The sequence below is a fragment of the Paenibacillus sp. ACRRY genome (assembly GCF_022346995.1).
Classification (GTDB): Bacteria; Bacillota; Bacilli; order Paenibacillales; family Paenibacillaceae; genus Paenibacillus.
Map to the genome: position 1 here is coordinate 94,943 of NZ_JAKRNM010000009.1, position 24,659 is coordinate 119,601.

General features: G+C 45.9%; 16 protein-coding genes. All 16 read left to right on the forward strand.

Annotation, left to right across the window (positions count from 1 at the left end):
* Positions 1 to 121: 121 nt before the first annotated feature.
* The 16 genes from MH144_RS24210 to kduI all read left to right on the forward strand — a co-directional run bounded on the left by MH144_RS24210 (position 122) and on the right by kduI (position 24,631).
* Positions 122 to 1,912: a sensor histidine kinase gene (locus tag MH144_RS24210; protein WP_153979995.1), complete on the forward strand. Its 1,791-nt coding sequence runs from the start codon at positions 122 to 124 to the stop codon at positions 1,910 to 1,912.
* Complete coding sequence (locus MH144_RS24215; RefSeq protein ID WP_239304892.1) at positions 1,905 to 3,494, forward strand: response regulator transcription factor; 1,590 nt, start codon at positions 1,905 to 1,907, stop codon at positions 3,492 to 3,494. The genes MH144_RS24210 and MH144_RS24215 overlap by 8 nt, the downstream gene beginning before the upstream one ends.
* Positions 3,495 to 3,688: 194 nt before the next feature.
* Positions 3,689 to 6,574 (forward strand): glycoside hydrolase family 2 protein, encoded by a 2,886-nt coding sequence (locus MH144_RS24220; RefSeq protein ID WP_239304894.1) that lies wholly within the window; start codon positions 3,689 to 3,691, stop codon positions 6,572 to 6,574.
* A gap of 279 nt (positions 6,575 to 6,853) precedes the next feature.
* Positions 6,854 to 7,837 carry an ABC transporter permease gene (locus tag MH144_RS24225; RefSeq protein ID WP_239304896.1) on the forward strand — a complete coding sequence of 328 codons (984 nt, stop codon included), beginning with the start codon at positions 6,854 to 6,856 and terminating at the stop codon, positions 7,835 to 7,837.
* Between the two features lie 15 nt (positions 7,838 to 7,852).
* A complete protein-coding gene (locus tag MH144_RS24230) occupies positions 7,853 to 8,755 on the forward strand; it encodes a carbohydrate ABC transporter permease (RefSeq protein WP_239304898.1) in 903 nt (300 codons plus the stop codon).
* Positions 8,756 to 8,937: 182 nt separating this feature from the next.
* Positions 8,938 to 10,626 (forward strand): ABC transporter substrate-binding protein, encoded by a 1,689-nt coding sequence (locus tag MH144_RS24235; protein ID WP_239304900.1) that lies wholly within the window; start codon positions 8,938 to 8,940, stop codon positions 10,624 to 10,626.
* 381 nt (positions 10,627 to 11,007) lie between these two features.
* The gene (locus tag MH144_RS24240) at positions 11,008 to 12,705 is read left to right on the forward strand and encodes an ABC transporter substrate-binding protein (RefSeq protein ID WP_239304902.1); all 1,698 of its coding nucleotides are present in this window, start codon (positions 11,008 to 11,010) and stop codon (positions 12,703 to 12,705) included.
* Between the two features lie 348 nt (positions 12,706 to 13,053).
* Positions 13,054 to 14,742, forward strand: a complete 1,689-nt coding sequence (locus MH144_RS24245) for an ABC transporter substrate-binding protein (protein ID WP_239304968.1) — start codon at positions 13,054 to 13,056, stop codon at positions 14,740 to 14,742.
* Between the two features lie 275 nt (positions 14,743 to 15,017).
* Positions 15,018 to 17,396 (forward strand): glycoside hydrolase family 95 protein, encoded by a 2,379-nt coding sequence (locus MH144_RS24250; RefSeq protein ID WP_239304904.1) that lies wholly within the window; start codon positions 15,018 to 15,020, stop codon positions 17,394 to 17,396.
* A 19-nt stretch (positions 17,397 to 17,415) separates the two neighbouring features.
* The gene (locus MH144_RS24255; protein WP_239304906.1) at positions 17,416 to 18,762 is read left to right on the forward strand and encodes a GH1 family beta-glucosidase; all 1,347 of its coding nucleotides are present in this window, start codon (positions 17,416 to 17,418) and stop codon (positions 18,760 to 18,762) included.
* Between the two features lie 324 nt (positions 18,763 to 19,086).
* Positions 19,087 to 19,350 carry a hypothetical protein gene (locus tag MH144_RS24260; RefSeq protein ID WP_095292381.1) on the forward strand — a complete coding sequence of 88 codons (264 nt, stop codon included), beginning with the start codon at positions 19,087 to 19,089 and terminating at the stop codon, positions 19,348 to 19,350.
* Positions 19,351 to 19,668: 318 nt separating this feature from the next.
* Positions 19,669 to 20,628 (forward strand): ubiquinol oxidase subunit II, encoded by a 960-nt coding sequence (gene cyoA, locus MH144_RS24265; protein WP_239304907.1) that lies wholly within the window; start codon positions 19,669 to 19,671, stop codon positions 20,626 to 20,628.
* Between the two features lie 21 nt (positions 20,629 to 20,649).
* Entirely contained in the window at positions 20,650 to 22,620 is a 1,971-nt protein-coding gene (locus MH144_RS24270) for a cbb3-type cytochrome c oxidase subunit I (protein ID WP_095361754.1), read from the forward strand.
* A complete protein-coding gene (gene cyoC, locus MH144_RS24275; RefSeq protein ID WP_095292385.1) occupies positions 22,620 to 23,234 on the forward strand; it encodes a cytochrome o ubiquinol oxidase subunit III in 615 nt (204 codons plus the stop codon). The genes MH144_RS24270 and cyoC overlap by 1 nt, the downstream gene beginning before the upstream one ends.
* Positions 23,235 to 23,564 (forward strand): cytochrome o ubiquinol oxidase subunit IV, encoded by a 330-nt coding sequence (cyoD, locus tag MH144_RS24280; RefSeq protein ID WP_095292387.1) that lies wholly within the window; start codon positions 23,235 to 23,237, stop codon positions 23,562 to 23,564.
* A gap of 227 nt (positions 23,565 to 23,791) precedes the next feature.
* Positions 23,792 to 24,631 carry a 5-dehydro-4-deoxy-D-glucuronate isomerase gene (gene kduI, locus MH144_RS24285; protein ID WP_239304969.1) on the forward strand — a complete coding sequence of 280 codons (840 nt, stop codon included), beginning with the start codon at positions 23,792 to 23,794 and terminating at the stop codon, positions 24,629 to 24,631.
* Positions 24,632 to 24,659: the final 28 nt, after the last annotated feature.

Genomic DNA, 24,659 nt, shown 5'->3' on the forward strand with positions numbered 1-24,659 from the left:
ACCAAAACCTGGATATATAAGAGCTTATATGGGTTGTATGGTATGATAAGTGGAAACGCAGGAACTGATTGATCTTGCCATTTGTATGTAAGCGCTTATATAGACAATGGAAGGTGCAGATATGTTAAGAAGGTTTATACGTGTATCGAACAATCTCAAATTGAAGCATAAACTGCTGATTTCCTATGTACTTGTCGTCATGATTCCGGTTCTGATCATCGGTCTTGCCGTGACCGGATATTTCCGGCAGCAGGCACTGGATAATGCGATCGGGCAGACAATCAACAACGTGGACAAGATCAAGAGCCAGACAGCCACATTGCTGCGTGTGCCGACGGATATTTCCGATATTCTGATGTTCAACAATGAACTGAAGGAGATTGTGAACAAGCGCTATTCCAGCGTAATGGAACTCACTTCTGCTTATTTGGCCTATAAGGATTTTCAGGAATATAAGCGACAATATCGTGAGGTGGCAGGCATTCGTTTTTATTCCGATAACCCCACCCTGATCAATAATCTGGAGTTTATCCCGCTGAACGAGCAGACGAAGCAAAGCTATTGGTATCAAAAAGCGCTGTTATCGACGAACACGGGATGGTTCTACATTCCGGACAAGGAAGATAATCCGGTTCACAAACTCAGCCTGGTGCGCAAAGTGCCTTTTCCTGAATATCGCACTGAGGGTGTACTGCTGATTGAAATCAATCAGGATGAGCTCAACGAATTACTTCGACAGGAACCCTTTGAAACGCTGATGGCGGATGAGCAAGGTTATGTTGTGGCTGCCAAAAATACGGATCTGGTGGGCAAAACGCTGGACGAGCTGGATTTCGGCGTTGATTTACAGAATCAGGCCAAGGGAACACTGGAAGCTGATTTTCAGGGAGAACCGTCCAATATTGTTATTGATGAGCTGCGCCCTGTGTCGAGTATGAACAGCTTGAAGGTAATCTCCGTCTTCGAGACCAAGGATATCGTCAAGGATGCCAATAAGATCAGTCTGATCGGGATGCTCTTTATCTCCCTTGTCCTAATCATCGCACTCTTACTTGTATATATTATTTCATTCCTTACTTCGAACAGGCTGCTTCGTCTTAGCAAGCATCTGAACAAGCTGGCCCTTGGGGATCTGAATGTGACGTCCAGAATCGACGGAGACGATGAAATTGGACAATTATCGAGACAATTCAATTACATGGTCAAAAGCATAAACGAATTAATGACGCAGGTCGTTGAAACGACTGAGCAGAACAACCAATTGGAAATCGCGCAGAAAGAGATTAAACTGAAAATGATGGCAAGTCAGATTAATCCTCACTTTTTGTTTAACGCCCTGGAGTCCATTCGCATGAAAGCTCATATCAAAGGTGAGGCTGAGATTGCAAATATCGTCAGACTACTCGGCAAACTGATGCGCAAGAGCCTTGAAATCGGGAGTGGCAAAACGACCTTCCAGGCTGAGCTCGAGATGGTTAGCTCTTACCTGGAGATACAGAAATTCCGCTACGGGGATCGACTTGCCTTTCAGATTCATATCGATCCCGGAGCAGAGAAAATATACATTCCGCCTTTGATCGTTCAACCTCTGGTGGAGAACGCCATTGTGCATGGATTGGAGAATAAAGAGGGAACGGTCCATGTCAATGTAGATATTCGTCTGGTCAATGATGTGGTACAGGTTCGCGTCAAGGATGATGGGGCCGGTATTACACCGGAGCGTCTTGCAGAGGTTATGCAATTTATCCGCGGACCGGAGGAGCAGGAGAAGAGCCGGATTGGGCTGCGCAACGTGCATCAACGGTTAACGCTGACATACGGTGAACCGTACGGATTACAGATTACGAGTGTGTATGGGGAAGGAACAGAGATTGCTTTTGAATTACCTTCAGGAGGGGAACCGCATGTATAAAGTATTTTTGGTAGATGACGAACCGAGCATACGCGAAGGGCTGACAACGATCATAGATTGGGCCGAGTATGGATTTGAGGTGATTGCTACCGCAGCAAGTGGACGGGAGGCCATTACTCGATTTGATGAGCTTAAACCGGATCTGACCATTATCGATATCCGTATGCCGGGCATGACTGGATTGGACGTAATCGAAGAGGTGCGGAAACAACATCCGGGATCACATTTTCTCATTCTGAGTGGGTATGCCGATTTTGATTATGCCAAGAAAGCAATCAGCTTCGGTGTGGATGGGTACTTGCTAAAGCCTGTGGATGAAGAAGAGATCATCGGTGAGCTTCAGCGTATTGCTGCAGTGCTTACACGTGAGCAGGAAGCACTGGCACGTCATGCAGGTGAAGATACGGCATATCGGGAGCATCAGATCGAGGCACTTCTGTTTGATAATCTGGAAGGCGTCGGTCCCATCGAAGAGGATGCCCTTGGGTTGAAGTGGCCGCAATATCAGGTTGTGCTGTTAGAGATGCATACCGCACCTGATGTGCAGCGCGGAGGTGTAGTTAAACGAAAACTGGCAGAGGCCTTTGATCAAAAGGATCGGGGAATCGTCTTCTCCTATCATTCAGGTCTCGCCTTGTTGTGCAAGGATCCGATTACATCGGCTTCGTCTGCCGAGCATCTATATGATGAGCTGAAGCGGCTCCTCGGAGAATGGAACATTACGATGTACGGGGCAGCAGGCGAACCGGCCAATACGACTTCCGAGATTGTCAGATCCTATAAACAGGCTAACGAACTTCTTGCAGAACGTTTTCTATTCAACGAACAACGTATTATGTTATGGAATGAAGAGCTTGCTGCTGAAGGAACGGTTGCTTCCATGATCGGCGAAATTGAAAGCGCTGAGCCTGGCGAGTCGGAATTGGCGGACAAGCTGTATTATGCCCTCGACATACGCAGCATGGAATCTGTAATTCGGGTGCTGGGCGAGATCGAAGAGCGAATTGTTCCATACCATCGAACAGAACAGGCAATCAAAACGGCGTTCTCACAGGTGTTCTCCATGGCAATCAACAAACTGGCTGCCTCGAACCAGCATATGCAGTCGATCATGCAGGAACATTCTGTCCTGATCAACGAAGTATATCATCAATTAACGGTATCTGATCTGAAGGCGATGGCAGAAGGCCATCTAAGTCGTCTTATTCAACGTATGGGCGGTAGCAGTAAAGATACGGCACTTAAACAAATGATCGATTTTATTCGGCGTAATCCGGGGGAAAATCTCAAGCTGGAGGTTCTTGCCGAGGTATTCAACTATAACAGCAGTTATCTTGGCAAGCTGTTCAAGAACCACACGGGAGAGTCTTTCAACGCATTCTTGGATAAGGTTCGAATCGAAAAAGCGAAAGAACTGCTTGATGAAGGGTTAAAGGTACATCAGGTCGCCGCAAGAGTGGGGTATGCCAATGTGGATTATTTTCACGGCAAGTTTAAGAAGTATGTAGGAGAGTCTCCTTCAGCGTACAAACATGCCAGATCCCAATATAAAGATCAGCCTGAAGAGCCTGATGGCGTCTAGTCGCAAGAATCACAGGCTCTGCTTTTTATGTTTCAATTTTTTTATCAATATATAAAACGTTTTCGGTCCCTTTACATTTCTTGAATTTGTATTCATGATATAATCCATCGTCTTCCTTATATAAACAATGGTGTCTTCCATATCTAAGTCTTAAACTGGATGTATCTTATTCCGGGACAAGGAGAGACAATCAGATGAAACCATCGGATATACAAGCTGTTCGCAATACGTTTGACCTGAAAGGGACCTGGAAGTTCTGTCTCGAAACAGATCTTGCCCATGACAAGAGGCCTCCCCTTTCTGATGAATCAGTATGGGGAACGATTCAAGTCCCCGGTTCCTGGGAAGAGCAGGGGTATGGAGACGAACCGGATTATCTGAGGATGGATACATGGACCAAGATACGTGAATACGAGGGTGCTGCCTGGTATGCGACGAATGTGGATCTTACGCCGTCAGAACCGGACTGCGAGTATGTATTAAGACTTGAGGGAGTCAGATGGACAACTGATCTCTGGGTAAATGGACAGCATGCCGGACAGCGTGACAGTCTGCTTGTGGCGCAGGAATGGGATATTACATCCCTACTCCATTCGGGAATGCAAAACCGGTTGGAGTTGCGTGTGGATAATACGATGAAGCTGCCTTTGGCCGGAAGTCATATTCATTCCATCCACACGGCTACAGCGTGGGGCGGAATTACAGGCGGAGCCTATCTGGATCGACTCCCTTCTTGTCGCATCAAGCAATTGCATATCCAGCCTAACGCCGAGAACGGGATCGTAACGATCCGTTATGATGTAAGCGCTAGCGAACCAACCATATCCAAATCCAGTACATGTCATCTTCATGTGGATATTAGGCACCCTGACGGAAGCTGGCTTCCGAGGCAGAGCCGTACCCTCGCTTCAATGTCTCTTCAGAATGAGGGCCGACAATTCGAAGGGAGTTATGGCACGCAGCAATGGGATCTTGATCTTGGTCAGGAAAAGGACATTGCCCTGTGGTCGGATACATCCCCGAGGTTGTATCAGGTCGTTGTCTCCTTGCAGGATGAAGAGCGAGAGCTGGATAGGGTGGAACGGACATTCGGCATGCGTTCCTTCAGAGCGAATGGAAAGAAGCTTGAGCTGAACAGCGTACCTGTATTTTTACGAGGATACGTGGATTGTTGCATTTTTCCGTTAACAGGTTATCCGGTCTGGGACAAGCAGCATTATATACAGCAGTTTCGTACGGCAAAGTCTTATGGATTCAATCATGTACGTCTGCATGGCTGGAGTGCACCCCGGGCGTTCTGGGAAGCGGCAGATGAAGAAGGCATGCTTGTTCAGGCTGAACTTCCGCACTGGTCACGGTGGTTTGAGAATCGTGACGTGAAGGCACCAGCAGAGATCATGCTATTCTTGACCCGCGAATTAAAAGGATTATTACATTCCTTGCACACGCATCCTTCCTTCGTCATGTTTTCGTTGGGAAATGAACTGATTGGGCCTAACGGACATCCTGAATTGAATGATTTGGTAGAGCTCGCTCGTTCTCTTGACCCCACCCGGTTATATACGGATAATACGGGCTTTGGTCAGCTGCCGGCTCAAGGCCGAAATGCAGACTTTTATATTCAGTCATTGAACTGGCATCCACCACTGGAATCAGAGTTGTCTGCCGTACCGGACACCACGCTGGATTACCATGATGTCACCCGGCTTACGAATGATCCTGTTGTTGGGCATGAACATGCACAGTTCACCATGTATGTACGCCCTCAGGAGCGGAAGAAGTACACAGGCGTCCTGCGACCAAGCTGGTTGGAATCCATTGAAGAGTCCATTACGCGCAGAGGCCTGGCGGATGATGTGGAAGATTTCCAGCACGCAAGTGGCATACATCTGATGCGGTCCTTAAAGGAAGCGATGGAACGAGTTCGCCGCACACCAGATGCAGCGGGCATACAATTGCTTGATATCCGTGATTTTCCTGGACAGGGACATGCGACAACAGGATTTCTGGACGTTTTCTGGGAGAGCAAAGGAATAGTGGAACCGGCAGCATTCAAGCAGTTTAACGAAAGCAGTGTGCTCTTGCTGAGCTGTAGTCAGCGGACCTACTATGCTGGAGAAACCGTTTATATTGAAGCCATCATATCTCATTATGGAGAGATGCCGATTGTAGATGCCTCAATCCATTGGAAGCTTATCCGTAATAATATCATTGAGGACGAGGGCGAGTGGGCATACGGAGATATCAGCTGTGGTTCCGTTGTTTCGCTTGGGCGTCTGACCATACAGGCACCCAATAGTGCTGCTGCATTTGTGATCGAAGCTGAGATCAGATCAGGTAATTCGGAGCGCATGGCCGCCAACATCTGGCATGGTTGGTCGTTTCCTCACTATCATCCTCACGATCGGTCTCATCGGATCTGGAATAGCGTAGGTGAGCTGCAACCATTTTTACTGGATTCCCAACATCGTCAGGTGGACCATCTGGATGGAAAAGACTTACTCAGCCAAAATCAGATAGACTTGGTGATCATCTCTTCACTTACACCTAATGTACTCGATTATCTGATGAATGGTGGCAGTGTCTGGCTTCAGGTTAAACCGGATGAACTATACGATGCTGTTAACACCAAGTATCTGCCTGTATTCTGGAATTATCTCATGTTTGCAACACAGTCTGGAGCAACGATGGGAATGAATCTGCAGGAAAAGGTACCTTTGCTGGGCCGTTTCCCACATGATCAGGCTTCCGATTGGCATTGGTACCATCTGGTGAATGGTACTCCTGCGATATGCCTTGATTCGTTACATGAGATACGTCCATCCATTGAAGTAATTGACCATTTTCACAGAGCCAAGCGATTGGCATATGCTTTTGAGGCTAGAGTGGGGCGGGGGAAACTCCTGGTATCGTCATTGCCATTTGCCAACGTTCCCATGATGAAGCGTCCCGAGGCTGCCTTCCTGTTTCAGGAGATAGTCGCGTACTTGTTGGGGGATCAATTCGATCCTGTTGCCACGATATCGGCGGCCGAATTGTTGGGCATCGTCAAGCTGCAGACCATACAGTTCACATTATGATTGCGAGGACCTGGTACAGGTCCTTTTTCTATTCTCTAAAAATGAAGGTAAACGATTACCATAAAACGTTTTCGGTAATTAGCATTTTAAATTATATCTACCTTATTATGGCGTAAATTGTAGATGAAAGGCCTTAAAATACCTGATTTTGATCAGATAATGTCGAATTGTGTGAGCGGATATCTAATTTTTATATGATTTTCTCTAAAATCCAGATGGTATTTTGAAAACGCTCTATCAGTTATGATTGATCTATAAAACAGAGGAGGGGGAACGGAGATGGAAACGCTAACAAAAAAATCCGCTTCCGCGAAAAGAAGCAGTAACCCCAAGCCGCCAGTAAACAAACGGCGGAACGGAATTTGGGATAGCATCAAGCAGCAGAAGTATCTCTATCTCATGTCACTGCCATTCGTAATTTGGGTTTTTGTATTTAACTATCTGCCGCTATGGGGATGGACGATGGCTTTCCAAAATTATAAACCAGCCAGATCGTTCGGCGAACAAGAATGGGTTGGTTTTAAACACTTTGTAGAGCTGTTTAGCGATGAGCGTTTTTATCTGGTACTTCGAAACACGCTTGCAATGAGCTTAATGGGGCTGATTGTCGGTTTTGTTGTGCCGATTTTCTTTGCAATTCTATTGAACGAAATGAAGGGCATGCTATTCAAACGGACGGTCCAAACCGTCTCCTACTTGCCTCACTTTGTATCATGGGTCGTTGTAGCAGGGATCATTACCAAGATGCTCTCCACCGATGGAGGGATTGTCAACGACATTTTGCTGGGCCTGAATATTATTGATCAACCAATTCAATTCATGGCGAAGGGGAACCTATTTTGGTACATTGTAACCGCTTCAGATATGTGGAAAGAAACGGGCTGGAATGCCATCATCTATTTGGCTGCGATTACAGGTATTGACCAGGAATTGTACGAAGCCTCCCGTGTCGACGGAGCAAACCGCTGGAGACAAATGTGGCACATCACGCTGCCAGGTATCCGGACAACCATTTCCGTATTATTTATCATGTCCATTGGACACTTGATCAGTATCGGTTTCGAGAAGCAGATGTTGCTGCAAAACAGTCTGGTATTAGACTACTCGGAAGTTCTCGATCTCTACGCACTCAATTATGGTTTGAATATGGGACGATTCTCATATGGTACAGCCATAGGTATATTCAACTCCGTTGTCAGTATCATCCTTCTGTTTACAGCGAACGGGTTGTTCAAAAAATTCACCAAAGAAAGCATTATGTAGGGAGGGGGAAACATTATGGCGAACAAATCATTCAATGCTACACGGGGCGATAAACTGTTCGATATATTCAATTATATCGCGATGGCGCTGGTGTTGGTCGTAACGCTGTATCCATTCCTGAACGTGCTTGCGATCTCACTGAATAACTCAACAGATACGGTACGTGGTGGAATTTACTTGTGGCCGCGGGAGTTTACGCTGGAAAACTACAAAACGATCTTCCAATATGACGGGCTGCTGCAAGGTCTGCAGATTTCCATTCTGCGTACGATTGTGGGTACCCTGCTCGGTCTGATCAGTTCATCCATGATTGCTTTTACACTGAGCCGTCCAGACTTCAAATTGAGAAAATTTGTGTCAACTACACTGGCACTCACGATGTATTTCTCCGGTGGTCTGATTCCGGTGTACATCCTGATGCGTGACCTGAACCTGATCGGTACATTCTGGGTATATGTATTGCCAGGCATGATCAGTGCATTTAACGTATTCATCATCCGTTCGTTCATTGATGGATTGCCGTATGCACTGCAAGAGTCCGCTAAGCTAGACGGTGCAAATGACTTTAAGATTTTCTACAAAATCATCTTGCCACTCTGTAAACCGGTACTTGCAACGATTGCATTGTTCCTTGCAGTAGGCCAATGGAACGCATGGTTTGATACGTATCTGTACAATGGTTCCAAGGCACATCTGACAACACTCCAGTATGAGTTGATGAAAGTACTGCAAAGTACACAGCAAGGTTCTGGTGCGGGACGCAATGCCAATGACATGGCACAGCAGATGACACAGATTTCACCAGAATCCATCAAGATGGCCATTACGATCGTCGTTACCGTTCCAATCCTGGTTGTGTATCCATTCCTGCAAAAGTACTTTGTAGGCGGTATGACACTGGGTGCAGTAAAAGCATAAGCAACATTATAGAGCTGCCAAAAAGAGCAGCCGTAAACTAAAAAAAGCATCAGGTGCCCGAGGCGTGACCAATTGGTTTGCGCCTCACCGTATAGGGCTGCGGAGCGGCATTCATGAAGCTATAGACAGGGACAAAAAAGTCCCGGATAAGACAGACATATGAAACAGGGAGGATTACCATTATGGCAAGTTTTAAAATGAAAGGGGCACTGGCTCCTGTACTTGCGATGTCTTTGCTCGCAGGTTGTGGTGGTGGAGGAACTGGCGGCGAAACGTCGTTTAAAGACACAAGTGGTGACACGTCTCCGCTCACATTCAGCTTTTTTAGCGTCGATCCCAGTCCAAACTGGAATGGCATGAAGGATGAGGTAGGCCAGGTTATTACGGAGAAAACAGGAATAACACTTAACGGTGAATTTGCCGTCAGCGGTGGTCAGGACAAAATATCCTTAATGGCAGCGAGCGGCGATTATCCCGATATCGTGTCACCCAAAGGAGAGCTTAGCAAACTGGTGGATGCAGGAGCTATGTTGGATCTGACAGATCTGATTGACCAGTATGCTCCCAATCTGAAGAAGCTGTATGGTAATTACATGGACCGGTTGAAATACAGTAATGAAGATCAGGCTATTTATGTGCTGCCGACGTATTATGCGGTAGATCAGAAGTATTTTGATGCAGGCGGCGGGTTCGGTATTCAGCACCGTGTATTGAAAGAGCTGGGCTACCCTGAGGTACGCACGCTCGAGGATTTTGAAAATGTATTAAGAGCATACAAAGAGAAACACCCGACGATTGATGGTCAGCCAACGATCCCGCTAACACTGGATGCGGATGACTGGAGAATCATGATCACGGTAACGAATCCGGCTTTCCTGGCAACAGGTGCACCGGATGACGGTGAATATTACATCAATCCGGAAACGTACGAAGCAATGCTTCACTACAAACGTCCAGAGGAAAAAGAGTACTTCCGTTGGTTGAACAAAATGTACAACGAGGGATTGCTTGATCAGGACAGCTTCGTACAAAAAACAGACCAGTACAAATCCAAGATCGCAAGTGGACGTGTACTTGGTGTTATAGACCAGGATTGGGGCTATTCTGATGCAGAGAATGCACTGAAAGCAGCTGGTAAATCTGAAGCAACATATTCACATTTCCCGGTGACGCTATCTGAGGATATCAAGGATCATTCCTATCAGGACACGGGATTCGTATCCGGCTGGGGTGTAGGTATTTCAACCACGAATCCGGATCCGGTTCGTACAATCAAATTCTTCGACTACTTGGCTTCTGATGAAGGTCAAGTGTTGATGAACTGGGGAATTGAAGGCCAACACTACGAAGTGAAGGATGGCAAGCGCGTTATTCCTGCCGATGTTCTGGATCAAAAGATAAACAATGCATCCGTATTCCAAAAAGAGACGGGTATTGGTCTGTACACCAATATGTCGGGTCATTATGGAGATGGTGTTAAGGATTCAACGGATAACTACTATACGGCGAATTTCCCTGAACAGATCGTAGCGGCGTATTCCGATGCAGAGAAAGAAACACTGAAAGCGTATGGTGCTACAACATGGAAAGACTTGTACCCAAGTGAAGATGAGTTCCCGGTTAAACCATGGGGAGCGGCATACAATTTGCCAACTCCAGGTGACTCCAATTACAACGTCATCTTCCAGAAAACGCAGGATATTATCCGTAAACGAATTCCGGAGGCTATTCTCAGTTCCCCGGATCAGTTTGACAGCATCTACGATGGAATGATTGCAGAAGTGAACAAGGCCGGTGCAGAAGAAATGGAGCAACAATATACCGAGCTTGTCCAAAATCGCGTTAAATTGTGGAATGGTGAAGCTCAATAATTATTCTATAGTGTACCATTCAATTTTTTGAAGAGGAGAACCCAGAAACCTGGGTTCTTCTTTTTGTACTAAAACGTTTTCTAAAAAACGTTTTCAAATTTGTGAATTCACTATTGACAAGGACTTTCCGAGCGATTATGATTCAAATATGAAAGCACTTACATCACTGGTATGACAGACCTTAACGGCTTTCCCTTCAAGTCTGAAACAAAGGAAATTATCAGGTTTATAAATTAAAAAGGTAAAATTAAACTTATTTAGTAAGCGCTTTTAAAGTAATAAAAACTAAAGATTTACATCAAGATCATTCATTTTCCGGTATGTGCAGGTCAGCCTGTTATACAATAGATAGCTTCATTTTATCCATAAGGGGGATTATACATGAAGGGCAAAACACCAAAAACATTCGCAATGCTTCTACTCGCAAGTGCACTGGCCATTACGGCAGGCTGTGGAGGAGGAGGTACTACTGCTTCAGAAACACCAGAGGATACAGGTGATACAACCAGTCCAATCACGTTTACATTCTTTGGTGCAGATGCAAGTCCAAACTGGAACAATATGAAGGATGCAGTCGGCCAAGAGATTACCAAACAAACAGGTGTTACGATTGAGGCAGAGTACGATGTGAATAATGGCGGGGATCAGAAAATACCTTTGATGGCTGCCAGCGGTGATTACCCTGATATTATCTTTCCTAAAGGGAACTTATCGAAGCTTGTTGACGCAGGTGCTATGCTTGACCTTACCGATCTAATCGAAGAACATGCACCGAACCTGAAAAAAATCTATGGCGATCAGATGAATCGTCTGAAATACAGTTTGGAAGACCAGGCCATTTATGCGATTCCGACGAATATGGGTGTAGATAACATTGCATTTGATGCAACGGGCGGTTTCGAAATTCAACAAAAAGTATTAAAAGAGCTCGGATATCCGGAAGTAAAGACACTTGAGGATTACGAAAACGTATTGAGAACTTATTATGAGAAGCATCCAACCATCGATGGTCAGCCAACCATTCCTTTGACACTGAATGCAGATGACTGGAAGATTATGATCACGGTAACGAACCCTGCTTTTCAGGCAACGGGTGGACCGGATGACGGGGAGTACTACATTAATCCTGAAACCTATGAAGCCATGCTGCATTACAAGCGTCCAGAAGAAAAAGAATACTTCCGTTGGTTGAACAAAATGTACAATGAAGGACTACTCGACAAAGATACATTTGTACAAAAAGATGACCAATACAAATCCAAGATTGCCAGTGGCCGTGTACTGGGTCTGATTGACCAAGAATGGAACTATGGTGAAGCGGAGAATGCATTGAAGGGTGCCGGCAAGGATGACAGCACATATGCTCACTTCTCTGTATCTCTGAACGAGGATATTGTGGATCATACTTTCCAGCCAACCGGTTTTGACGGGTATGGAATCGGGATTTCAACAACAGCTAAAGATCCGGTACGGATCATCAAATTCATGGATTGGCTTGCTTCTGATGAGGGTCAAGTGCTTCGAAACTGGGGAATTGAAGGTCAACACTACAACGTTGAGAACGGCAAGCGTGTGATCCCTGATGATGTTCAGGATCGCAAAACCAATGATAACTCGGCTTTCACCAAAGAAACAGGTATTGGTTTGTATAACATCTTTAGTGCGAGATACGGCGATGGCGTAAAAGATTCAACGGATAACTACTTCACAACGAATTTCCCAGAACAAATCCAGGTTGGCTATACAGCTGCTGAGAAAGAAACGCTAAAAGCCTATGGTATTACAACATGGAAGGATTTCTACCCTTCTGAAGATGAACTGAAGTTGAAAGACTGGGGCGCTGCGTACAATATGCCGGTTCCATCAGATACAGACTACAACGTAACATTCCAGAAAACACAGGATATCATCCGCAAACGGATTCCTGAAGCCATTCTGGCGAAGCCTGAAAACTTCGACCAAGTTTACGACAGTCTCCTGGCAGAGCTCGACAAAGCGGGGGCAGTGGAGATGGAAAAACAATACACCGTATGGGTGAAGGAACGTGTAGCCCTGTGGACTGGTAAAGATGTGAAATAACTGAAAATTTCAGAAAAACGAATCATAATTTAAAGCTTTTGATTTACAGAAGGAGGCCTTGTAAAAAGGCCTTTTTTTGTTGTTGACGGGACGGTTAGGATAGCATATAATCATTGATGTAAGCACTTTCAGTAAGCGTTTTAAATAAGGTTTCGAAAACGTTTTACCATTGTTAGAAGCATTTAAGTGATCTGTTCGCACATCGTCTTTTAGGCTTACAAAAAGTATGGATTAGTTTTGTGGTAAGCGCATACAGAAATGCGCTCCAAAAGTGGTATTCGCAGGCTTAGCCTGTTATACAGATAAAACCTTCATAATAATAGGGGGAACTAGACAATGAGAGGCAAAATGAAAGGCAATACACCTAAGACTTTTGCAATGTTGATGCTCGCAAGTGCGCTGTTGGTTACTGCTGGTTGTGGAAATTCGGGGAGCAAAAGTGCTTCTGAAGATTCAAACGGTACCGATCCTGTTACATTTACGTTCTTTGGTGCTGATGCAAGTCCGACTTGGAACAAGATGCAAGATGCTGTTGGTAAGGAAATTACCAAGCAGACAGGCGTTACAATTGAAGCGGAATATGATGTGAACAATGGCGGCGAGCAAAAGATTTCTCTCATGGCTGCCAGTGGGGATTTTCCTGATATCATTTTCCCGAAAGGTAACTTGTCTAAGCTTGTAGATGCTGGTGCGATGATTGACCTCACAGATCTGATTGAGGAGCATGCACCAAACCTGAAGAAAATCTATGGCGATCAGATGAATCGTTTGAAATACAGCACAGAAGATCCGTCCATCTACACGATCCCAACCAATATGGGTGTAGATAATATGACGTTTGACGCAACAGGTGGTTTCGAGATTCAACAAAAAGTGTTGAAAGAGCTCGGCTACCCTGAGGTAAAAACACTTGAAGATTACGAAAATGTACTCAAAGCTTATTATGAAAAACATCCAACGATTGATGGACAGCCAACCATTCCACTGACATTGAATGCGGATGACTGGAAAATCATGATTACGGTAACGAATCCGGCATTCCAAGCAACAGGTGCTCCGGATGACGGTGAATACTATGTCAATCCAGAAACTTATGAAGCAATGCTTCACTACAAACGTCCAGAAGAAAAAGAATATTTCCGTTGGTTGAACAAAATGTATAATGAAGGACTGCTTGACAAGGATACATTTGTTCAAAAAGACGACCAATACAAATCCAAAATTGCCAGCGGCCGCGTACTCGGTCTGATTGACCAAGAATGGAACTATCAAGAAGCTGAAAATGCACTGAAAGGTGCCGGCAAGGATGACAGCACATATGCTCACTTCTCTGTCTCCCTGAATGAAGATATCGTGGACCACACATTCCAGCCAACCGGATTTGACGGTTATGGAATCGGAATCACGACTTCTGCGGAAGATCCAGTACGTATTATCAAATTCATGGACTGGCTTGCTTCGGACGAAGGCCAAGTGCTGAGAAACTGGGGTATTGAAGGCCAGCACTACAATGTAGAAGATGGCAAACGTGTCATTCCGGCTGAAATCCAAGATCGCAAAACCAATGACAACTCTGCATTCAGCAAAGAAACTGGTATCGGAATGTACAATGTCTTCAGTGCAAGATATGGTGATGGTGTGAAGGATTCAACAGATAACTACTATACAACCAACTTCCCTGAGCAAATTATAGCTGGTTATACAGCGGCTGAGAAAGAGACGCTCAAAGCCTATGGCATTACAACTTGGAAAGAGTTCTACCCATCAGAAGAGGAACTTCCACTCAAGGACTGGGGAGCATTGTATAACATGTCCGTGCCTACAGGTACAGATTATGATGTAACATTCCAAAAAACGCAGGATATCGTACGCAAACGGATTCCTGAAGCGGTGCTGACTTCGGCAGCGAACTTCGATAAAGTATATGATGACTTCCTCGCCGAGCTTGACAAAGCTGGTGCAGTGGAAATGGAGAAACAGTATACGGTATGGGTTAAAGATCGTATATCCCTGTGGACAGGCAAAGAAGTGAAATAATCAAGCTAGGGTGGGAATCCACCAACAGTATAGAAGAGGTCCTCAATGAGGGTCTCTTCTTGTTTGTCTTGTGATGTTTTACATTGACGAAGAATGTTAAATCCAATATACTTTTCTTACTGAAAGCACTTTCACTTTAATGTGGATTGAGCACTGGATTTGAGTGTATAAAGCGTTAGTGGATACATAGAAATAAGCTCTTATACTGATGTATTCGAAAACGTTTTAGATATTTCAGGTAAATAAATAGATGATTCATGAAGAGGAGTTATTTTATGTCCCTATTCAATGAGAAAACAAAGATCAATCGTCTATGGTATCGCCAGCCAGCTGCTCGCTGGGAAGAGGCGCTGCCTATTGGGAACGGCCGTCTCGGCGGCATGGTGTACGGAGGTGCAGCGGAAGAGCGTATTCAGCTTAACGAAGACACCCTGTGGTCGGGTTTTCCGAGGGACACCATTCAGTACAGCAGCCAGAGATACTTGAAGCGCACCCGTGAACTAATCATGTCGGGACAATATAGTGAAGCTGAAGAGCTCCTCAACCGCGAAATGTTAGGCCGTGATGTGGAAGCTTACCAGCCGATGGGACACTTCATCCTGCAGCAGGAAGGACTCCTTGCGCTGAATTATGAAGAGTTTGAACGTGAACTGGATCTGGAATCCGGTATAGCTAAGACGAGCTATGCCTATGAAGGTGTCCGTTATGTTCGTGAAGTGTACACCAGTACACCCGATGATCTGATGATATGTACGCTCACGGCTGACAAGGATGGGGCAGTTAACGTCACTGCTTATTTGGATAGCCCGCATCCGTATACAACCCAGCATTCCGAAGATAGCGTGACGATGTTCAGCCGTTGTCCGAGTCATGTGGAATCGAACTACTTCCGGGATCATCCCGAATCGGTCATCTACGAAGAAGACCGGGGAACCTCGTATGCCGTTCGTTTAGCGGTGACGGTGACCGGAAATGAGGCGAAGATATCGACTGCGGATGGCAAGCTTCATGTTCAGGGAGCCAAACAGGTTGTATTTTACTTGGCTGCAGCTACTGCTTTTGAGAGTTATGAGATTATTCCTGTGAAGGATGGACCATTGCTTGACCAAGAGTGCAGAGATGTCATTGCCAAAGCCATGACATTAGGCCATGAAAGCCTGCGTATTCGGCATGAGGCTGATCACCAGTCTTTATTCTCTCGGGTCCGTCTTGATCTCGGATCTACTTCTAACGCAGAGCTGCCTACCGATGAGCGGCTGCAATCCTACCAGACTGGAGTTCAAGATCCGGGGCTAGAAGCTCTTTATTTTCAATATGGCAGATATCTATTAATGGCCAGCTCGCGCCCAGGCACACAGCCAGCCAATCTGCAGGGCATATGGAATCATCAGGTTGAGCCGCCTTGGCACAGTGATTATACGATTAATATCAATACGGAAATGAATTATTGGCCAGCAGAGGTGTGTAATCTGAGCGAATGCCATGAACCACTATTCGATTTGTTGGAGGACCTCAGTCAGACTGGGCGCAGAACAGCTCGCATATTGTACGGTGCTCGTGGGTGGACAGCCCATCACAACGTGGATATTTGGAGAACGACAACACCTACAGGCGGTGATGCCAGTTGGGCATTTTGGCCGATGGGTGGTGTCTGGTTGACTTCGCATCTATGGGAACATTACCTCTTTACCGGAGATCAGCGTTTTCTCGAAGAGCGTGCTTATCCGGTCATGAAGGAGGCAGCTCTATTCTGTCTGGATTGGCTGATTGAAGGACCAGATGGCTATCTGGTTACTGCACCTTCAACCTCGCCGGAGAACAAGTTCCTGACCGATGAAGGAGAAGCTCGCAGTATTTCGATGGCGTCGACGATGGATATGACACTGATTCGTGAATTGTTCACCAGATGTATTGAGGCAGCCGGGACTCTTGAAGTCGATCAGGCATTGGTTTCGGAATTTGAAGCCAGCCTGAGCAGATTATATCCGTTCCGGATTGGCAGTGAAAATCAATTGCAGGAATGGTTCAAGGATTTCGCCGAATCGGAGCCGGGACATCGCCATGTTTCCCATCTGTATGGCCTGTACCCGGGAGAACAGATCAATCGAAAGGATACACCTGAGCTTGTAGAAGCTTCACGTGTATCGCTTGAACGGCGCATATCGCAAGGGGGCGGGCATACTGGATGGAGCTGTGCATGGTTAATTAACCTGTATGCACGTCTGCTTGACGGTGGCCAAGCGCATCAGTTTGTGCGTACATTGCTTGCCCGGTCGACGCATCCCAATCTGTTCGATGATCACCCTCCATTCCAGATCGATGGCAACTTCGGAGGTACGGCTGGCATAGCCGAGATGCTGCTGCAGAGCCATCTGAATGAACTGCATTTGCTTCCGGCCCTGCCAGATGAATGGAGACAAGGCAGTGTAACAGGTTTGCGTGCGCGGGGTGGTTATACCCTATCCATGGAGTGGAAAGACAGCAAATTGATTTCTGCCGAAATTAGGGCTGAACGTGATGGCTCGGTGACCATTCGAAGCGCACATGCGCTACGGGGTGAAAATGGGGAGCAGCATCAGGCTGATCTGACACCTCAAGGGGATTATGTAATTACTTTATCCATGACTGCAGGGCAGACTGTCCGCGTATCATGAGGAGATGAGGGAGAAATCAATGTCAATTTTTCAATTTCCACAGGATTTTCGCTGGGGTACAGCAACAGCTTCCTATCAGATAGAAGGAGCAGCACAGGAAGGTGGACGCGGTGTATCTATTTGGGATACGTTTGCCCGGACACCAGGCAAAGTTTTCAACGGGGATAACGGAGATGTAGCTTGCGACAGCTACCACCGTTATGAGGAAGATATTGAGCTGATGAAAAAGCTTGGTATCAACACATACCGATTCTCCATTGCTTGGCCGCGCATTATCCCGGATGGGGATGGCGAGATCAATCGTGAAGGCTTGGACTTTTACCACCGCTTCGTGGACAAGCTGCTTGAGGTAGGTATTGAACCTTTTTGCACGCTCTATCACTGGGACCTGCCTCAAGTGTTGGAGGATGATGGAGGTTGGGGAAATCGGAGAACCGTCGATGCATTTGTTAAATATGCAGAGATCATCTTCAAGGAATTCACAGGTAAAATCAAGTTCTGGCTGACGTTTAACGAACCATGGTGCATTGCGTTCCTGTCTAACCTGCTGGGAATTCATGCACCGGGGAACAAAGACCTTCAGACATCCCTTAATGTGGCTCATGGACTGCTTGTGGCTCATGGTAAAGCGGTACAATCCTTCCGGCGCCTCGGTACAACGGGACAGATCGGTATTGCGCCGAACGTGTGCTGGGCTGAGCCATACAGCAAGTCACCTGAAGATCAGGCGGCATGCGACCGCTCTATCGCACTCAACACAGACTGGTTCCTGGACCCAATCTATAAAGGTTCCTATCCACAATTCATGGTGGATTGGTTTGCCCAAGCGGGTGCCACAGTGCCAATCCAGGAAGGGGATATGGAGATTATCTCGCAACCGATTGACCTGCTCGGAATCAACTATTACACCATGGGCATTAATCGCTTCAATCCGGAAGCAGGGGCTCTGCAGTCTGAAGAAGTGGGCATGGGACTGACAAAGACGGACATTGGTTGGCCGATTGAATCCCGTGGGCTGTATGAGTTCATGCATTATTTGCAAAAGTATGGCAACGTCGATGTCTACATCACCGAGAATGGTGCTTGTATCAATGATGATCTGGAAAATGGGAAAATTAATGATGATCGCCGGATTTCCTATTACGAACAGCATTTAGCCCAAATTCACCGGATCATTAACGATGGCATTAACCTGAAGGGGTACATGGCATGGTCTCTGATGGACAACTTCGAATGGGCAGAAGGGTACCGGATGCGTTTCGGTCTTGTTCATGTGGACTATCGTTCACTGGTAAGAACGCCGAAGGAGAGCTTTTACTGGTACCAGAATGTCATTAAAAATAACTGGTTGGAGACACGTAATTAGTTATAGATATTTATGCAAGGCATACGTTTTAAATAAGACGGTGGGTTCGGTTTATTCGAACCGCCGTTTTTTTGTAGGGATTTTCAGAAAAAGGAGACATGTTCATAAAGCGTTCAAAAGGTTAAATCGTATTGCTGTTATGAAGAGGCCATTTTTGGGTTATACATAACAAGAAGATAAAATAAGTGTTTGTCAACATCAGAAATTAAAATAAAGTGTCCAAATTTCGAAATAAATTTGAACATTTATTGACTAAAAATCATACTGATGTGGTATATTGATAAAAGGAAAGCACTTACAAAAAGGGAAAAGGAAGTGTTTACTATGGCATCGAAGACAGCAATGGTAAGCCAATTGGAGCGTAAAGATAAGAATATGCGGCGCGCAGTGTTGACGATGACAGTTCTGGCCTGGATCGCCCTCATTACGGGAGTGGTCATGTGTTTGATTAACCTGAATGAATTTAATGACCGTAATCTTGGCTTGATGGTCGGTATCGGTTTTCTGGTAGGTAGTGTATTTATTTATGTAATCGCCAAATCAATTGGTCTTGTTCATACACGCCGGGAAGATGAAGGAGCGGATTAATTATAATCTGGCGATCTTTCGTTCATAATAAGACTGGATAAGTACCCGGAATCCAGTCAATAAAGCCCTTTGCGGATTCGTTGAGACTGTTCAACGGGACTGCAAAGGGTTTTATTTTGTGACTCGAAGTGTAATGATTACAATGGAAAAATATCAAGTGTGCAAGTGATTTGTGAGAAAAAATTCACACATTTAAGGTGTAAAATCGACAAATTTGTTAACAAGACCAAAAAAGTTGCTCATTTCTGATATCTTTAGAAGGAAGAGAGTAGTATACTGATTTTTCAGTATGAGCGAATTTAAGGAGAGGGGATCAAGATGAACAAGAAACCTAGGTCGCTTACCCGGATTATTATTCCGGTTGTCCTGACGTTGGTTACAATTGCATTGATTGTCTGGCCAATGCTGGCAGGCGGGCAGTACGTTGTTCTGGATCCGAAGGGACCTATTGGCGCTTCGCAGAGAGATTTGATTGTCATTTCGACAATTCTTTGTGCGATCGTTATCGTGCCTGTGTTGATTTTGTCTGCTGTAATCGTTTGGCGTTACCGCGACAAGCCGGACAATAAAGCTGCGTATGAGCCGAACTGGGCTCATAGTACCAAAGCTGAGGCTATCTGGTGGACGGTTCCAATTGTTATCATTGGATTGCTTGCGATCGTAACTGTTCGCTACACCTATGATTTGGAGCCTTCGAAGCCACTGGCTTCCGAGAAAGAACCCATTACCATTCAAGTATCTTCACTGGACTGGAAATGGTTGTTTATGTATCCTGAGCAAGGCATTGCAACGGTCAATACGTTGAATATTCCGGCAGACCGGCCCGTGAAATTTGAGCTCACCGCGGATTCACCGATGAACTCGTTCTGGATTCCGCAGCTTGGTGGACAAATTTATACGATGTCGGGTATGGCGATGACCTTGTATTTGCAAGCAGATCACGAAGGAACTTACTTCGGTTCTGGCGCCAACTTTACTGGCGAACATTTCGCCCAAATGCGTTTCGATGTCAACGCAACATCGGATGAAGAATTCGATCAATGGGTAACTGAAGTAAAACAGCAATCCCAACCGTTGACGCAAGAGACGTATAACACATTGGCGGAACCGGGAACTAGCAATGTTGCTTATTATTCTTCCTTCCCTGAAGGATTGTTCCAAGACATCGTGACCAAGTATGTCATTGAAGGTACAGGCGCACATAACCATGGAACTTCGGAAGAAGCTTCAGGCGCCCAAGAAAATACGTCCACGAAAGTGGACAAGAGTGCTAACTAAAGATTCGAAAGGAGGCCCCCAATGTTAGAGAGACTTAAGGAGTTTGCATCGGAGTTTTTCGTTACCGGTGACCCGCTGATTTATGGTGCGGACGTGGCCATCGGTATTACGATGATTACCATCGTAGCGGTGCTAACTTATTTCAAAAAATGGGGCTGGCTCTGGCGTAACTGGTTAACAACCGTCGATCATAAAAAGATCGGTATTATGTATATCATTGCTTCCATCATCATGTTGTTCCGTGGTGGTGTCGATGCGCTGATGATGCGTCTTCAGCTAGCTATGCCTAACATGGATTTCTTGCATCCAGAACATTATAACCAAGTCTTTACGACTCACGGTACCATCATGATCTTGTTCATGGCGATGCCATTTATGTTCGGTTTGTTTAACGTAATTGTGCCTCTGCAAATAGGGGCAAGGGACGTCGCGTTTCCGTTCCTGAATGCTTTAAGCTTCTGGTTATTCTTCCTAGGAGCAATGCTGTTCAACCTATCCTTCGTTATCGGTGGATCACCTGATGCAGGATGGCTGAGTTATCCGCCTTTATCGGAGCTGTCACACAGTCCGGGGGTAGGACAGAACTTCTATATATGGGGTATACAGATCTCGGGTATCGGTTCCCTGGCTACCGGTATCAACTTCCTGGTTACCATCATTAAAATGCGTGCGCCAGGCATGAAATGGATGAAAATGCCGATGTTCACATGGTCGGTATTCTCCACTTGTATCATCATCTTGTTTGCATTCCCAATCCTGACTGTGACACTTGCATTGCTCTTCCTGGATCGATTCGGCGGGGCGCATTTCTTCACGCTTGATATGGGCGGTAACCCAATGATGTATATCAACTTGATCTGGATGTGGGGTCACCCTGAGGTATACATTGTCGTCTTGCCGGCATTCGGTGTGTTCTCCGAGATTGTAAGTACGTTCTCGAAGAAAAAACTGTTTGGTTACAAATCAATGGTATTTGCGATGTTGATCATTAGCTTCCTGTCCTTCTTCACATGGGCGCATCACTTCTTCACGATGGGTTCGGGAGCAGACGTTAATGCATTCTTCGCTGTTACAACGATGTTGATTGCCATTCCGACAGGGGTTAAAATCTTCAACTGGCTGTTCACGATGTATCGTGGACGGATCCGGATGGCCACCCCGATGTTATGGACAATCGCATTTATTCCATGCTTTATCGTCGGTGGTATGACGGGGGTTCTGCTTTCCGTAGCACCAGCTGACTTCCAGTTCCACAACAGTTACTTCCTGATTGCCCACTTCCACCAAGTATTGATCGGTGGTGTAGTATTCGGATACTTCGCAGGTCTGTACTACTGGTGGCCAAAAATGTTCGGTTTCCAACTTGAAGAGAAACTGGGCAAATGGGCGTTCTGGACTTGGAATATTGGTTTCTATGTCTGCTTCATGCCGCAGTACGCTGTAGGTTTGATGGGTATGACACGTCGTCTGAGCACCTACGGCTGGGATACCGGCTGGTGGGAACTGAACTTCGTATCCACAATCGGGGCATTCCTGATGGGTGTAGGTTTCTTGTTCCAGGTTGCACAAATCGCAGACGGTATTCGCAAATACAAAACACTTAAAGCATCCGGCGATCCATGGGATGGTCGTACACTCGAGTGGTCGATTCCTTCACCAGCTCCTGAGTACAACTTTGCCATTACACCGCGCGGTGATGATATTGATGAGTGGTGGGAAGAGAAAGAACGTCGTGCCAAAGGCATCTACCCACCAGAGCAGCCGCTCGAACCGATTCATATGCCTAAGAACTCCGCAATTCCGTTTATCATGTCTGTCTTCTGGTTCATCGCCGGTTTCGGCTTTGTATTCGGATGGCTGTGGATGGCGATTCTCGGACTCGCTGGCGTAGGGATCTGCATGATCGCTCGTTCATTCTCATACGATACGGATTATTACATTCCGGTCGACGAAATTAAGCGTACCGAAGCGTCGTTAAGGGGGTCGGTATAATGGCTCAAGCAGCCGCTAAGCATGGTCACGATCACGGTCACGACCATGGTCACCATGATCCACAAGAATTGAAATTGCTCGGTTTCTGGTTCTTCCTGATTTCCGACGTTATCCTGTTCTCCGTATTGTTCGCAACCTTTATTGTGTTGCGTGACAATACGGCGGGCGGACCAATATTGTCTGAGCTGATCAAAATGCCGGGCGTTATTGCCGAGACATTCATCTTGCTCACAAGTTCATTTACGAGCGGACTTGCCGTTCTTGCGATGAACCAAGGTAAAGTGAAGCAGCTGATTAGCTGGCTGGCAGTTACAGCCGTTCTCGGTGCAGCCTTTATCGCACTTGAAGTAACCGAGTTTGTTGAGATGATTCACGAAGGATTCAGCTACACGACGAGTGCTGCTTCCGGCGCATTCTTCACCCTCGTGGGAACTCACGGACTTCACGTATCGTTAGGTTTGATCTGGATGATCGGATTGATGTTCCAATTGAAAAAACGTGGTATTACCGATGTGACTCGCGGTAAAATCAACGTAATCAGCTTGTACTGGCACTTCTTGGACGTCGTCTGGATCTTCCTCCTGTCGATCGTTTATCTGATGGGGGTGATGTAGATGGCAGAGCATAACTCACATGATTCTCATGCTCACGAACAGCATGGCTCCATGAAGTCCTATGTCATCGGCTTCATTCTGTCCATCGTCCTCACAATCATCCCATTGGTGGTTGTACTGAACGATATGATGGGCAGAACAGGAACAATGGTTGTTATTCTCGTAACGGCCGCACTACAGTTTGTGGTTCAACTCTTCTTCTTCATGCATATTCGTGAAACAGGAAAACCACGCTGGAATGTCATGGCTTTGATTTTCGGCCTGCTGATCATGTTGACCATCGTTCTTGGTTCAATCTGGATCATGCTGAACAATGCCGTTGCACATTAAGATTTGAATAAAGAGGATCTCCCGGTCTGCACTGCAGACTGTGGAGATCCTCTTTTTTTGTTTTCACAAAAGTGGAAAGCCATAATATATAGCTTAAAATATATTCGGTTTATTTTTTTCGAAAAAAGGTACACAAATGATACATAATGAACTAAAATGAACTTATATGAACTTTATAATCTAATTATCTCAAACATCACTCAATTGACGAAGGGAATGGATTAATGATGCAAAATCGTTATGCGGCACACCCCAATGAAGTGAAAAATTATGATACGTCTCGCCTGCGTGAGGAATTTCTAATGGAACAATTGTTCGCAACAGACGAGTTGGTTACTGTATATTCTCATGTGGATCGTTATATTGTAGGAACAGCGGTACCTCAGAGCAAGGACATTGCGCTTGAAGTGAACCTGAAAGACATTGGAACGGATTTTTTCCTGGAGCGTCGTGAAATCGGTATCATTAATGTCGGAGGACATGGAACGGTCACGGCGGATGGTCAGGGTTATGAGATTGGTGCGAAAGAATGCCTATATATCGGTAAAGGCGTAAAAGAAGTCGTGTTCAAAAGTAACGGCAATGAGCAACCGGCTCAGTTTTATTTTGTATCCACGCCGGCTCATCATGCTTATCCTACGCAAAAGGCAACCCAGGAACAGGCTCAGCCGAACCACCTGGGCAGCATTGAAAGTTCCAATGAACGGACCATCTATCGCTACATTCACCAGGGTGAGGGCGGAATTCAGAGCTGTCAGCTGGTAATGGGGATTACCGAGCTGGACAAGGGTAACATGTGGAACACCATGCCTGCACATACCCATAACCGCCGCTCCGAGGTATATTTGTATTGGAATCTGCCCGAGGACGGCGTAGTGTTCCACATGATGGGCGAGCCGAACGAGACTCGGCATCTGGTTGTACGTGACCGCCAGGCGATTATCTCTCCAAGCTGGTCCATTCACAGCGGCGTTGGCACAAGCAGTTATACCTTCTGTTGGGCCATGGCTGGTGAGAACCAAACGTTCGAGGATATGGACGGCGTAGCGATGAAAGACCTGAAATAAACGCGTAAATTCCAAGAAACAGGAAGTT